Origin of the sequence: Nonomuraea sp. NPDC049269, from assembly GCF_043197155.1 — a bacterium.
Taxonomy (GTDB): domain Bacteria; phylum Actinomycetota; class Actinomycetes; order Streptosporangiales; family Streptosporangiaceae; genus Nonomuraea.
Genome location: NZ_JBICSO010000004.1, coordinates 136862 through 149888, shown reverse-complemented (window position 1 = coordinate 149888; position 13027 = coordinate 136862). Strand labels below are relative to the sequence as shown.

Below are 13027 nucleotides of genomic sequence, written 5' to 3'. Positions count from 1 at the left end.
TCAGACCAGAGTCAGGCGGACAGGACGGCCCAGACGAGCTTGCCCTGGCCGCCGGGGGTGAGCCAGCCCCAGCCCGTGGTGAGCGCCTCGACCAGCCGCAGACCGCGACCGTATTCGGCGAAGATGTCGGTGGCGGGGGCGGTGGCCGGCGCGTGCCGGCTGTAGTCGCTCACCACGCACGCCACCTCGCGCAGCCGGCTCAGCAGCCGGAGCTGGATGGCGCCGCCGCCGTGCCGCATCGCGTTGGTGACGAGCTCGGAGACCACGAGCTGGGCATCGAAGACGATGCCGTCGGAGCCCCACGAGGTCAGCGTCCGGTCGACGAACCGCCTGGCAGAGGCCACGCACTCGGGCTCGAATGTACTGAGTTCGTGAAAGGGGAAGGCCGCGTCACACGGTCCGCGTCGCCCTTCGAGCAGAATGGGCAGCAGCCAATCCGGTGCCTCAGCACCGGCGGCGGCTTGCGGCCGAGCGTCGAAAGTCGTCATTCTGGCCCCCGAAGCGCGGTCTAGGTGATCCAATGCCCATCTTTACGGCGTGTGCTTACCGATGCAAGACTTTTCGTGTTTTACAGATGCAAATCGCATCTGCACGTGCAGATGATCTGGGAGCGGTAGTGTGAGCGCACTGAGTGCGGAAGGGAACGTCATCGGCCACTCGCCGGGAAGCCCGACGGTGCTGCGGATTCTGCTGGGTACGCAGCTGCGCAGGCTCCGTACGGAGCAGCGTATCTCGCGGGAGGACGCGGGGTACGCGATTCGCGCTTCTCACGCGAAGATCAGCCGGCTGGAGCTCGGTCAGGTCAGCTTCAAGGAGCGCGACGTGGCCGACCTGCTCACGCTCTACGGCGTCACCGACCCCGCCGAGCGGGCGCCGCTGCTGGAACTGGCCCGGCAGGCCAACGCCCCCGGCTGGTGGCACAAGTACGGTGACCTGCTGCCCGGCTGGTTCGAGGTGTACATCGGGCTGGAGGGCGCGGCCTCGGTCATCCGGACCTACGAGAACCAGTTCGTGCCCGGCCTGCTCCAGACGCCCGCGTACGCCAGAGCGGTGATCAAGCTGGCGCACGAGACGACTCCCGCCGCGGAGCTCGACCGGCGCGTCGCGCTGCGCATCAGGCGCCAGGACCGCCTGACCGGCGACCGGGCGCTCAAGCTGTGGGCGGTCATCGACGAGGCCGTGGTGCGGCGCGCGCTGGGCGGCCGCGAGGTGATGCGCGGGCAGATCGAGCACCTGCTGGAGATGACGGCACGGCCCAACGTCACCGTCCAGGTCGTCCCGTTCGAACGCGGCGGGCACGCGGCCGCCGGCGGGCCGTTCAGCATCCTGCGCTTCCCCGAGCGTGACCTGCCCGACGTCGTCTACCTGGAGCAGCTCACCAGCGCCCTCTACCTCGACAAGCCGGCGGAGTCCGAGCACTACATGCAGGTCATGGACCGATTGAGCGTCCAGGCCGACTCCCCTGAGCAGACCAAACGCTTCCTGGAGCGGCTTTTGTCGGTGTGATCCACACCATAAGAGGATTTTGGTCATCACCTATATGGCGATCTTGTCGCTACCGTATCGTGATCTCGCAACCACGGCTGCACGTGCATCCGTAAGCGCGCGAGGGAGCTTCCCCATGCATGAGTTCCGGAACGGAACGCCCGCCGGTCGCCTTTCCGCCGTCTGGCGCAAGAGCAGGCGGAGCAACCCGAACGGCAACTGCGTCGAGGTGGCCGATCTGCCCACGGGGGAGGTGGCGATGCGCAACTCGCGCTTCCCCGAGGGGCCCGCCTTGGTGTACACGCGGGCTGAGATCACCGCGTTCGTGCTGGGCGCCAAGGACGGCGAGTTCGACGACCTGATCGTCTGAGCCGGCAGCACCGAGCCGTAACGATCCAGCGGCACCTGTCCCCGGAAGGTGCTGAACCTGGGGATTCAGATCCGGAAACCACTTCAGCCCGGCGTCACGGATGACGCCGGGCTGAAGCGCGTGCTCGGGGTAGAGCTGGTGCTTGATCAAGCAGTTGTCCCGACCGGGTTCACCGGAGCCTGGACGTGGCGGGCCAGGCTTCGGCTCATCGGGACAACTGCGTGATCATGCGGTGATCACGGACGCTGCCGGGTGGAGTCAGGCGGCGGAGATGCCGGCGCTGGCCGCGCGGCGCATGCGACGGCGACGCTCGGAAGCGCGCTCGTCCTCGTTCAGGCCACCCCACGTGCCGTACTTCTCCGGACGGGACAGCGCGTAGTCCAGGCACTCGTTGCGGACAGGGCACTGGGCGCAGATCGCCTTGGCCTTCCGCTCGCGCACGTCACGCTCGGGCTGCCGCTCCCCATCGGGGCCGAAGAAGAGCACGAGGTCCTCACCCCGGCACGCGGCATCATCCTGCCAACCCCAGCTGGGGCGCGGGCGGGCGAGCTGCCGACGTACCTGAGACATGAGAAAACCACCTTCGTGAGAGGTATTTCAGTAATTGAGCCGCATTGGACGCTTTCGGCGTCACTGTTCCAACGCAAAGGTAGGCCGTGATGTTCCCGTGATCAGGTAAGCGCGGGCGTGGCGTACCGCACAGGCCTGAGCCTGTCCAGCGAAACCAGCCGGTAGGTGGTGATCTTCTCGGCGCAAGCCGTACCACACGGCGCTTGGAGCACCGATGGCTCAACCACAACCTGGAACCGGACGTCGCCGCAGCGCACGATGGCTTCGGTGACGTCGCCGTCCGACCTGGAGGATTCCACGGCCACTGCGCCGACAGAACGCTCTCCCGTATGGGTTCGGGCGAAGTGCTCGACGGCTTGCAATGGCTCAGGGATGCCTGCGCGTCCCCGGTAACGGTCGAGAATGATCTCGCCCGACCGGTACGCGTTAGCCGCTGCGATCGCAGCAGCCTGAGACATGCTGCCGTAGAAAATTCCGTGTGGCAAGCACACGAGGTTGGCGGCGTAACGATCGCCGCCAACGTGTGACGTTTCCCACACTCTGTCCGGCCAGTTTTCGGCCAGTGTCCGAGCGAGGGGTAGTCCAATGCGGGCGCAACACGCATTGCGCTTGGCGTGCGTGCAGACCAGAAATACCGGCTCGTCTTCAAGTATGCAGGACTCCGGGACCACTCCGGCCACCAGCGCGTCGAGGTCAAGATCTTCGGGACCTGCGATGACTCCGCTGGCCAGCCAGGGGTTGGGGCCTATGGCGTAGCCCACTAGCACACGCAGGTCCTGCTCCTGCGGGCGGGCTCGCCGGCCGGGGCGGCGGATGAGCTGGGGCCGGATGCCACGTTCGAGGGCGCGCTGCACGAGTTTCGAGATTCTCTCAGGAAGCTCGAAGCTTTCCAGATGCGACGGCCACGGCCCGTCGTACTCGACGAGTAGCCACAGCCGGGCTCCCACGGTGGCGCTGGCCAGATTCGGCACAGCGCCGGTGTGGGAGCCGTCCGGATGCTCGCAGGCCCTGGTCAACGCCTTCCTCCCTCACTTGCGAATTAGGTAAGACTAACCTAACGGCGAGGGGGTAAAGGTGTTATCCGGCAAACGCCGCCCGCGCGGCGGGCAGCGCCGCCGCCCTGTCCTCGGGGACGAGCCCGATCCTGGTCCTGCGGTCGAGCAGGTCGTCCGCGTCGAGCGCGCCCTCGTGGGCGACGGACCACCGCAGCTCGCCCAGGGTGATGCCGAGACAGACCTCTTCGGGATGCGCCTTGACGAGCTCGTGCACGGCCGCCGCCTCGAAGCCGTAGCGGGCGACCAGCCGCTCGGGCGTGCGGTCCGGCCCGCCGGCCGGGGGCGGGGCGCCATGATTCTGGACGGCTCCGACGAGCGGGAGCGAGGTGGTGCGGCTCGGGCCCGCCCGGAGGTTCCGCGCCGAGACCGCTCGATCCACCGCGTCCTCCGCCATCCGCCGGTATGTCGTGAGCTTGCCGCCCACGACCGTGATGAGGCCTCCATCCGCGAACACGGCGTGCTTGCGGGAGACGTCGGCCGTCCGCCCGTCCGCCGCCAGGAGCGGCCTGAGCCCCGCGTAGGCGCCCGCGACGGCCTCGCGGGCCACCGGTGCCGCCAGAACCGTGTTGAGCACGCTCAGGAGCGCCCTGATGTCCTCCTCGGGCGCCTCGGGCACGTCGGGGACGGGGCCGTCGAGAGGTTCGTCGGTCAGGCCCACGTACACGCGGCCGTCGGCTTGGGGGAGTACGAGCGCGAATCGGTTGCTCTCTCCGGGTATCGGGATGTGCAACCCGGACAGGAGGCCGGGCAGGGTCCCGGGGCGGAGCACGAGGTGTGTGCCACGTGACGGGCGCAGCTCCACCTGGGGATCCAGCAGGCCCGCCCACACGCCCGCCGCGTTGATCACCGTCCTGGCCCGGATGCCGAACTCCGCGCCGGTCAGCTCGTCGCGGACCTTGGCGCCCTCGCCGGTCAGTTCCAGGGCGCGGCAACGGGTCAGGATCCGCGCCCCGTGCGCCGCCGCCGTCCGGGCAATGGCGACGACCAGCCGGGCGTCGTCGAGCACGCGGCCGTCCCAGGACAGCAGCCCGCCCCGCAGGCCGTGCTCGCTCAGCATGGGCGCCAGCGTGTGCGCCCGGGCGGCCGTCAGCCGGGACGGGCCGGGCAGCAGGCGGCGCGGCGTGAGGGCGGTGGCGCGCAGGGCGTCGCCGAGCCGGTAGCCGGTCATCAGCAGCTTCGCCTGGGGCCTGGAGACCTCCGGCGTCAGCGGCAGCACGTACGGGTGCGCCTTGACCAGGTGCGGAGCCGTCCGCCGCAGCAGGATGCCGCGCTCGACGGCGCTTTCGCGGGCGACGCCCACCTGGCCCCTGGCGAGGTAGCGGAGCCCGCCGTGAATGAGCTTGGAACTCCACCGCGATGTGCCGAAAGCCAGGTCGTGCGCGTCGATCGCCGCTACGGTGAGACCACGCGAAGCGGCGTCGAGCGCCGCGCCCGCACCCGTCGCGCCCAGGCCCACGACCAGCACATCGACGGTCTCCTCCGCGACCACGGCCAGCTCGCGGGCCCGTCGCGGCGCGTTCAGCGAGCTATCCAAGGTAGGCCTCCAGCAGGGTGGCGAGTTCGGCGTCGAGTTCGTCGAGTGTCACGGGGTCGAGCATGGTGGGCGCCGACAGCAGGAACGACTGCGCCACGAGCAGCACCGCCCTGGCCTTGCGGCGGTCGCCGACGACGTCTTCGAGCACGGCCAGCACCGCCTCGTGGGTGGCGCCGCGCCGATCCAGCAGGTACGGCAGGAGCAGCTCCGGATCCGCTTCCACGATCTTGCGCCAGAGCGGATGCCCGCGCAGCCGTCGTACCCCTTCGACGACCGCCGCGACCGGATCCGACATGTCGAGATCCGTGACCGCCAGCACCCACTCCCGCGTCATCACGTCGGCGACCAGGCTCCGCACGTCGGGCCAGCGGCGATAGAGCGTCATCCGGGACACCCCCGCCCGGCGCGCCACGTCGGTGAGCGTGGTGCGCCGCACCCCGTAGGCGAGCACACAGTCGCGGGCCGCGTCCAGCACGCCGTCATTGTGACGAATCGACGTCATATGTCACAGTGTAGACGTGCTGAACGAACCCATGCTCTGGTCGGGCTGGGGCGACCCCGCCAAGGCCCGCGAGCTGCCCCAGCAGATCCGCGCGCTGCTCCACGACCTGCTGGGCGTGCGCGAGCCGGCCGCGCCCGCCGTCTCCTTCGAGTCCGTACGGCTGGCCCCGGTCGCACTCCCGCCCGCGCGCCTGGCCGCGCTGGCCGAGGTGGTGGGCCACGAGCACGTGCTGACCTCGCGCGCGGCCAGGATCGGGCACACGCGCGGCAAGTCCACGCCCGACCTGCTGCGGATGCGCGCGGGAGACGGCTCGGACGCGCCCGACGCCGTGGTGCTGCCCGGGTCGCACGACGAGGTGGCCGCGCTGCTGCGACTGTGCGCCGCCGAGCGGATCGCGGTGGTGCCCTTCGGCGGCGGCACGTCCGTGGTCGGCGGCCTGGCGGCGGCCCGGTCCGGCTTCGCCGGGGTGGTGGCGCTGGACCTGGCCCGGCTCGACCGGCTCGTCTCGGTCGACGCCGAGTCGATGGTCGTCACCGTCGAGCCGGGGCTCCGGGCGCCCGAGGCCGAGCGGCTGCTCGAACGGCACGGGCTGACCCTGGGGCATTTCCCGCAGTCGTTCGAGTACGCCACGCTGGGCGGGTTCGCGGCGGCCCGGTCCAGCGGGCAGGCTTCGGCGGGGTACGGGCGGTTCGACGACATGGTGGTGGGACTGACCGTCGCCACGCCCTCCGGCGACCTGTCCCTGGGGCGCGCGCCGAAGTCGGCGGCCGGGCCCGATCTGCGGCAGCTCCTGCTGGGGTCGGAGGGGGTGTTCGGCGTGATCACGGCACTGCGGCTGCGGGTGCGGCGGGTGCCCGAGCGGCGGGTGTACGAAGGGTGGCGCTTCGGGTCGTTCCAGGAGGGGGCGGCCGCGCTGCGGGTCCTGGCGCAGGAAGGGCCGCTGCCGACGGTGCTGCGGCTCTCGGACGAGACGGAGACCATGATCGGGCTCGCCCGGCCGGACGCCATCGGGGGCGGTGACTCCGGCTGCCTGGTGATCGCGGGCTACGAGGGACCGGCGGCCGGACCACCGGAGACGTCGGCCGAGGGGCGGCGGGCCGGGGCGGGGGCGGTGCTGGCGCGGATGGGCGGGGTGCCGCTCGGGACCGAGCCCGGACAGGCGTGGGAGCACGGCCGGTTCGCGGCGCCGTACCTGCGCGACTCGCTGCTGGCCGTCGGCGCGACGGTGGAGACCGTGGAGACGGCCGGGTTCTGGTCCGCGCTGCCGCGCCTGTACGACGCGGTGCGGCTGGCGCTGCTCGGGGCGCTGGAGTCGCCGCTGGTCATGTGCCATGTCTCGCACGTGTACGAGACCGGGGCCTCGCTGTACTTCACCGTCGTCACCGCGCAGAAGGGGGACCCGGTGGAGCAGTGGGAGCGGGCCAAGGAGGCGGTCAGCGCGGCCATCGTGGCGGCGGGCGGCACGATCTCGCACCACCACGGCGTCGGCCGCGACCACCGCGAGGCGTACGCGGCGGAGCTGGGGCCGGTGGGCGTGGACATCCTGCGGGCGGTCAAATCCCGGCTCGACCCCGCGGGCATCCTGAACCCCGGCATCCTGATCCCCTGAGCCCCCGCGGTCAGTCGGGTGGGTCGACCGCCGTGGCCTCCGTCATGGCCTCCGCCGCGTCGCCGTACCGCTGGAGGGCCTCGTAGACGTCCGACAGGCAGGCCAGCGAGACGATCAGCGGCGCGCCACCCGACGGGCGGCAGAGTTCGACGGCCTCCTGGGCGAGTGGCAGCGCCTCCTGGGCCTGGCCGCGCCGCAGCAGCAGCTTGGCGGCGGCCCGCAGGCAGCGGGCGAGCAGCACGGAGTGCTCGTCGGGGTCCGCGGCGACCAGCTCCCGGCTGAGCCCGATCGCCTCGTGGACTCTGCTGAGCGCGCCCCCGCCCCAGCGTGACCGTCTGCCGGCGTACGCCAGCAGTCCCTCGACGGCGGCCACCCCCATGGTGCCTTTCCGGGTGGCGTCGTCCGAACCGTTCCGGGCCATGGCAGCCCCCCTCGGCGGCGACGAACCGCTTGCTTGGGGCGTGAGGTTACACCATCACGAACCGATTGTGTTCCCCACGGCACGCTGCGTTCCGGATGTGCTTGGGGAAGAGGGTGCGGCTTGGGGAAGATCGCGGTAAAGATGTGGTCATGGTGGAAGTCGCGGCTGAGCGTGGAAAGCAGCTCTCCTCCCGGGTGTCGGAGGAAGGCGCGGGGTGGGCGTGCCAGCGGATCGGCACGTTCACCGGGCTGAGACCGGACACGAAGGGGTTCACCTGGTTCAGCCCGCGCACGCTGTGGCACTCGCGCAACCAGATCGTCGCCGGGCTCTTAGGCGACCCGTCCGGGCAGGTGCGCCGCAGGTGGGTGGCCGAGCAGGCGGCCCGTGGCGCCGACCCGGACTTCCGCGTCCGGCCCGAGGTGGGGGAGAGCTTCAGCTTCCTGCTGCTCGGCGACACGGGTGAGGGCGACGCCTCCCAGTACGCGGTCGTGCCCGGCCTGCTCAAGGTGGGCGAAGGCACCTCCTTCGCCGTCATCGCCAGCGACGTGCTGTATCCGGCCGGGTCCGGCAACGAGTACGAGAACAAGTTCTTCCGGCCGTACAAGGACTATGACGCTCCGATCTACGCGATCCCCGGCAACCACGACTGGTACGACGGGCTCGGCGGGTTCATGCGCGTGTTCTGCGACGCCCAGGCGCTCAAGCCCAAGCGGGAGTCCGGGCTGCGCGGCCTGCTCTGGCGCAAGTCGGACACGATCGACGAGCGGCTCCTGGCCGAGGCGCGCAGGTTCAGGGAGCGGCCGTCGCAGCAGGCCGCGCAGCCGGGGCCCTACTGGGTGATCGAGACCCCCAGCCTGCTCATCGTGGGCGTCGACACCGGCATCCAAGGGGGGATCGACGCGCAGCAGACCGAGTGGCTGCGCCGCGTCTCGCTGGACCCGCGCCCGAAGATCCTCGTCACCGGCAAGCCGATCTACACGCGCAACGACTACAAGCCGTCCCCGCTGGAGGGCGGCGGCACGATCGACGACATCATCCGCGCCCCCGAACACCGCTACGTGGCCGCCATCGGCGGCGACGTGCACAACTACCAGCGCTACCCCGTCAGAGTGGGCGACCGGGTGATCCAGTACATCGTCTCCGGCGGCGGGGGCGCGTTCATGCACGCCACCCACACCACCCGCCGGGTGGACGTGGCGGGCGTGCACGAGGACGACTTCAAGTGCTATCCGCTGCGCGGAGACTCGCTGTCCTTCTACAGCCAGCTGTACGCGAAGCGGCTCCGGATGAAGTGGATCTACCTCACCCCGGCCGAGGCCGCCTGCATCATGGCGGAGCAGATCAAGAACACCCCGGTCCGGCCCGTCGCGGGGCCCATCAAGATCACCCGCAGGATGAGGTGGGCGGCCCGGCTGCTCGGGGCCTGGCCGATGCCGTTCCGGCTGCCCGTGGGGACGGTCTTCCACCGGTACCTCTCCGAGCTCTCCGACTGGGACACACCACCGTTCTTCAAGCAGTTCCTGCACCTTTCGGTCACGCCCGACCTGCTCAAGGTGCGCTGTTTCGCCGCCACCGGCTGCCTGCCGCAGGAGGTGGATCCGCCGATGGAGGACGAGGTGCACATCAGTTTGTCGTAGTCACCTGGCAGGCTGGACGGCGTGCACGTAGTGGTGACAGACCGGACGATCCTCCCGGTCGGCGGCCCGGCTCGTCAGGTCGACGACCTGGCGCGGGCCGTACGAGAGCTCGAAGCCGAGCGGCCGCGCTGGGTCTGGGCGGACGCGCGCGAGGCCTATCCGCCCCTGCTGCGCAGCGGTGTGCGGGTGTCACGCTGTCACGATCTGGCCCTCACCGAGGGCCTGCTGCTCGCTCATGAGGGACGCTACGGCCAGCCGCGCTCGGCCAAGGCCGCCCACGCCAGGCTGCACGGCCTGCCGGTGCCCGACGAGCAGCCCAACATGCCCGACACCCTGTTCGCGCCCGAGCCGCTCGGCGCGGAGGCGGTGGCGGAGGTGCTGGCCGACCAACTGCGCCGGATCGAGGCGCTGCCGGACCCCGGGCGGTTCCGGCTGCTGGTGGCGGCCGAGTCGGCGGGCGCGCTGATCGCCGCCGAGATGGGTTACGACGGCATGCCGTGGCGCCGCGACGTGCACGAAGCCCTGCTCACCGACCTGCTCGGGCCGCGCCCGGTGCACGGCATGCGCCCGGCCAAGCTCCAGGCGCTGGCCGACGAGGTGTCGGCGGCGTTCGGGCATCCGGTCAATCCCGACTCGGTGCAGCAACTGGTCAAGGCGTTCAAGGCGGCGGGCGTCGCGCTCAGGACCACCCGGTCGGAGGAGCTCAAGCAGATCGACCATCCGGCCGTCGCGCCGCTGCTCGCCTACAAGGAGCTGGCCCGGCTCCACAGCTTCCACGGGTGGGTCTGGGCCGACCAATGGGTGCGCGACGGGCGCTTCCGTGCCGAGTACGTGGTGGGCGGCGTGGTGTCGGGGCGGTGGGCCACCAGCGGTGGCGGCGCGTTGCAGATCCCCAAGGTGATGCGCCGCGTGGTGGTCGCCGACGACGGCTGGACCCTGATCGTCGCCGACGCCGCCCAGCTGGAGCCGCGGGTGCTGGCCGCGATGGCCGGAGACAACGGGCTGGCGCGGGCGGCGGGGGAGATCGATCTCTACTCGGCGCTGGCCAAGTCGTTCGGGGGCGAGCGCGACCACGCCAAGATCGCGATGCTGTCCGCCATGTACGGGGGCACCAGCGGTGACGCGCCCAAGCTGCTGGCGGTCATGCGGCAGCGCTTCCCCAAGGCGTACCAGTTCGTCGAGGACGCGGCCAAGGCGGGGGAGGAGGGGCGGCTGGTGCGTTCCTGGCTCGGCCGCACCAGTCCGCCGCCGTCCGACCGGTGGAAGTCCCTGGTGTCGGGGCCCGAGGGGAGCAGGGCGCTGCGTGATCGGGGGCGGTTCACCCGCAACTTCGTCGTGCAGGCCACCGCCGCCGAGTGGGCGCTGGTGCTGATGGCGGTGCTGCGCGGGCGGTTGTCCGGCCCGGCCCGGCTGGTGTTCTTCCAGCACGACGAGATCATGGTGCACTGCCCGCTCGGCCAGGCCGAAGAGATCATCGCCGCGGTGTCGGAGTCGGCCGCCGAGGCCAGCCGGCTGCTGTTCGGGCAGACGCCGGTGCGGTTCCCGATGGAGGCGGTCGCGGTCTCCTGCTACGCCGACGCGAAGTGACGCGTTTCTCCGTACGTCAGGCGGTGACTTCTCCCGGCGCGCGGTGCCAGGTGATCGCCAGCCAGACTCCGGCCAGTGTCACCATCACGCCCACCACCAGCCCGAGCACCCCGTACGACAGCCCGCCCACGATCGCGCCCGCGACGATCGTGCCGGTGGCGCCGCACACGTTCATCAGCAGGTCGGACAGGCCCTGCACGGCGGGACGGCTCCCGACCGGCACTGACTCCGAGACCAGCGCCGACCCGGCCACCAGGCCGCACGACCAGCCCAGGCCGAGCAGGATCAGCGCGGTGCTCACCTGCCAGACGCGGTGCCCGGCCGTACCCGCCAGAACGGCGGAGCTGAGCAGCAACGCCATGCCGAGCAGCAGCACCGGCACCTTGCCCGCCTTGTCGGCCAGCCAGCCCACCACCGGCGACATGACGTACATCCCGGCGATGTGCAGGCTGATCACCAGGCCGATGACGTCCAGGTTCGCGCCGTCGTGGTGGAGTTTGACCGGGGTCATCGACATGACCGACACCATCGCCGTGTGGCTGATCGCGATCATGACCAGGGCCTTGCGGGCCATGGGGGTGGTGCGCAGGGTCGTCCAGGCGTTCCTGATCGTCCGGTTCCGGCCGGGGGCGGGGGGCTGCGTGCCGTTCAGCTCGCGGGCCAGTTTGAGCGGGTCCGGGCGCAGGCCCACCAGGATGATGAGCATCGCCAGCGCGAACGCCAGCGCCGCGAACGCGAACGGCCCGGCCTTCTCCACCAGGCCGGCGGCCATGCCGATCTGGTCGGCGGGCTTGGCCAGGTTCGGGCCGGCGACGGAGCCGATGGTGGCCGCCCAGACGACCAGGGACAGGTGCCTGGCGGCGTGCCCCGACGGTGACAGGTCGGTCGCCGAGTAGCGGGCCGCCAGGTTGCCCGCGCTGCCGCCGCCCACCAGGACCAGCCCGGCCAGCAGCAGCGGCCAGTTGCGGAGGCTGATGGCGCCGACCGACACCACGCAGCCCGCCAGCGCGGCGACGTACGCCAGCGCCAGGCCCGCCCGCCGGCCGCCCCGGCCGGACGCCTTGGCGGTCGGCAGCGCCAGCAGGGCCGCGCCGAGGACGGTCGCGGTGCCCGCGAAGCCGCTGATCACGGTGGAGCCGGAGAGCTCGTCGACGACGACCGAACTCAGGGCCAAGCCGACGGCGACGCCTACGCCACCCACTATTTGCGCGGCGGACAGGATCGCGAGAGTGCGCCGCTGGACGACCCGGATCCGGTCAGGGGATGAAATATAGGGCTTAATAGGGGCGCTGGTCACGTGTGAAGTCTCGCATAGCCCCCGAGATCCCCCTAAAGACCCAAATCACCCCACGCGGTGGTATTCGGCCATATGCAGGATGCTTTCGGGTGCTCGATCGCCCGCCGCCGCGCTCAAAGGACCGCTACCGGATCGCCCTGCGTGATCCGGCCCGGTGCCTCCGGGATGAGGTTCCTGCCGAACCAGACCTTGCCGTCCCACCGGCGGTGCTTGGCCAGGGTGCGGATGGGCTCCTTGCCCTTGGTGTAGGTGCGGGTGTCGACGGTGGTCAGCACGCAACGGTCGCAGCTCTTGACCACCCGGAACTCCGTGTCGCCGATGCGGATCCGCTTCCATCCGTCCTCGGCGAAGGCGGTCTCCGCGCCGTCCACGACCACGTTCGGCCGGAACCTGCTCATGGGTAGCGGCGCGGGCAACTCCTCGCCGCGCTCGACCGCCGTCTCCGCGATCCAGTCGTTGAGCTGCGCCAGCGAGGCCGTGGACGTGAGCAGCAGCGGGTACGCGTCGGCCAGGCTGACCCGGTCGTCCGGCCGGCCGTACTCGGGATCGACGGGACGGCGGGTCGGGTCGTCCAGCCAGGCCAGCCGGGCGGGGCGGTCGATCAGCGCGGTCAGCCACGCGGCGGCGTCGTCACCGCAGTCGGTCAGCTCCACCGGCGTGTTCCGCATGTTGATCACGGAACGGGTGGAGGTGGGGGTGACCCGCAGCGGCGCGGCATGCGGGCCGGTGAGCGTGAGCGTCTCGCCGTCCAGCTCCGGCAGGCACATCAGCAACCGGGGGAACTCGCGGGCGGTCAGTATCACGCCGTGCTCGTCGAGGACGAGGTAGCGCCGGTCACCGGCCAGGCCCCAAGGCTGGACCTCGGCCTCTCGCACGTCGTGTCCGCTCGTCGACTTGACGGGATAAAAGTGGATGCTCGCCAGCTTCATGCGGCCGACGGTACCTGACGCTCACCTGCGG

The 13027-nt window shown here is 71.0% G+C and carries 13 protein-coding genes; 5 read left to right on the top strand and 8 right to left on the bottom strand.

Features of this window, described 5'->3' with window-relative positions:
* Positions 1-11 precede the first annotated feature (11 nt).
* Entirely contained in the window at positions 12-344 is a 333-nt protein-coding gene (locus ACGFNP_RS23245; protein ID WP_358314251.1) for an ATP-binding protein, read from the bottom strand.
* Positions 345-618: 274 nt separating this feature from the next.
* On the opposite strand from ACGFNP_RS23245, the gene ACGFNP_RS23240 reads away from it, so the two are divergent.
* Complete coding sequence (locus tag ACGFNP_RS23240; protein WP_358314248.1) at positions 619-1506, top strand: helix-turn-helix transcriptional regulator; 888 nt, start codon at positions 619-621, stop codon at positions 1504-1506.
* 115 nt (positions 1507-1621) lie between these two features.
* Positions 1622-1855 (top strand): DUF397 domain-containing protein, encoded by a 234-nt coding sequence (locus ACGFNP_RS23235; RefSeq protein WP_358314245.1) that lies wholly within the window; start codon positions 1622-1624, stop codon positions 1853-1855.
* A 258-nt stretch (positions 1856-2113) separates the two neighbouring features.
* Here the strand turns inward: ACGFNP_RS23235 and ACGFNP_RS23230 are convergent, their stop codons facing one another.
* The 4 genes from ACGFNP_RS23230 to ACGFNP_RS23215 all read right to left on the bottom strand — a co-directional run bounded on the left by ACGFNP_RS23230 (position 2114) and on the right by ACGFNP_RS23215 (position 5516).
* Positions 2114-2425, bottom strand: a complete 312-nt coding sequence (locus tag ACGFNP_RS23230; protein WP_080036407.1) for a WhiB family transcriptional regulator — start codon at positions 2423-2425, stop codon at positions 2114-2116.
* Positions 2426-2526: 101 nt separating this feature from the next.
* Positions 2527-3441: a sucrase ferredoxin gene (locus ACGFNP_RS23225; RefSeq protein ID WP_358314242.1), complete on the bottom strand. Its 915-nt coding sequence runs from the start codon at positions 3439-3441 to the stop codon at positions 2527-2529.
* Positions 3442-3502: 61 nt separating this feature from the next.
* Positions 3503-5014, bottom strand: coding sequence for a glycerol-3-phosphate dehydrogenase/oxidase (locus tag ACGFNP_RS23220; protein WP_358314239.1), 1512 nt, complete (start codon positions 5012-5014; stop codon positions 3503-3505).
* On the bottom strand, positions 5007-5516 hold the full coding sequence (locus ACGFNP_RS23215; RefSeq protein WP_214636010.1) for a TetR/AcrR family transcriptional regulator: 510 nt from the start codon (positions 5514-5516) through the stop codon (positions 5007-5009). The genes ACGFNP_RS23220 and ACGFNP_RS23215 overlap by 8 nt, the downstream gene beginning before the upstream one ends.
* A gap of 31 nt (positions 5517-5547) precedes the next feature.
* Here ACGFNP_RS23215 and ACGFNP_RS23210 point away from each other — a divergent pair, with 31 nt between their 5' ends.
* Entirely contained in the window at positions 5548-7125 is a 1578-nt protein-coding gene (locus tag ACGFNP_RS23210; protein WP_393323623.1) for an FAD-binding oxidoreductase, read from the top strand.
* A gap of 10 nt (positions 7126-7135) precedes the next feature.
* Here the strand turns inward: ACGFNP_RS23210 and ACGFNP_RS23205 are convergent, their stop codons facing one another.
* A complete protein-coding gene (locus ACGFNP_RS23205; protein WP_358314236.1) occupies positions 7136-7546 on the bottom strand; it encodes a tetratricopeptide repeat protein in 411 nt (136 codons plus the stop codon).
* 149 nt (positions 7547-7695) lie between these two features.
* Between ACGFNP_RS23205 and ACGFNP_RS23200 the strand changes: the two genes are divergently transcribed.
* Entirely contained in the window at positions 7696-9183 is a 1488-nt protein-coding gene (locus ACGFNP_RS23200; protein ID WP_393321851.1) for a metallophosphoesterase family protein, read from the top strand.
* A 21-nt stretch (positions 9184-9204) separates the two neighbouring features.
* Positions 9205-10770: a bifunctional 3'-5' exonuclease/DNA polymerase gene (locus ACGFNP_RS23195; protein WP_393321848.1), complete on the top strand. Its 1566-nt coding sequence runs from the start codon at positions 9205-9207 to the stop codon at positions 10768-10770.
* A gap of 16 nt (positions 10771-10786) precedes the next feature.
* On the opposite strand, the gene ACGFNP_RS23190 is transcribed toward ACGFNP_RS23195, so the two are convergent.
* Positions 10787-12067, bottom strand: a complete 1281-nt coding sequence (locus ACGFNP_RS23190; protein WP_358314227.1) for an MFS transporter — start codon at positions 12065-12067, stop codon at positions 10787-10789.
* A gap of 113 nt (positions 12068-12180) precedes the next feature.
* On the bottom strand, positions 12181-12996 hold the full coding sequence (locus ACGFNP_RS23185; protein WP_393321845.1) for an MOSC domain-containing protein: 816 nt from the start codon (positions 12994-12996) through the stop codon (positions 12181-12183).
* Between the last annotated feature and the right edge of the window lie 31 nt (positions 12997-13027).

Bases quoted from the DNA above. Each gene is read 5' to 3' on its own strand.
- ACGFNP_RS23215 (WP_214636010.1), bottom strand. From the start codon at position 5,516: ATGACGTCGATTCGTCACAATGACGGCGTGCTGGACGCGGCCCGCGAC.
- ACGFNP_RS23230 (WP_080036407.1), bottom strand. From the start codon at position 2,425: ATGTCTCAGGTACGTCGGCAGCTCGCCCGCCCGCGCCCCAGCTGGGGT.
- ACGFNP_RS23235 (WP_358314245.1), top strand. From the start codon at position 1,622: ATGCATGAGTTCCGGAACGGAACGCCCGCCGGTCGCCTTTCCGCCGTC.
- ACGFNP_RS23210 (WP_393323623.1), top strand. From the start codon at position 5,548: ATGCTCTGGTCGGGCTGGGGCGACCCCGCCAAGGCCCGCGAGCTGCCC.
- ACGFNP_RS23205 (WP_358314236.1), bottom strand. From the start codon at position 7,546: ATGGCCCGGAACGGTTCGGACGACGCCACCCGGAAAGGCACCATGGGG.
- ACGFNP_RS23200 (WP_393321851.1), top strand. From the start codon at position 7,696: ATGGTGGAAGTCGCGGCTGAGCGTGGAAAGCAGCTCTCCTCCCGGGTG.
- ACGFNP_RS23185 (WP_393321845.1), bottom strand. From the start codon at position 12,996: ATGAAGCTGGCGAGCATCCACTTTTATCCCGTCAAGTCGACGAGCGGA.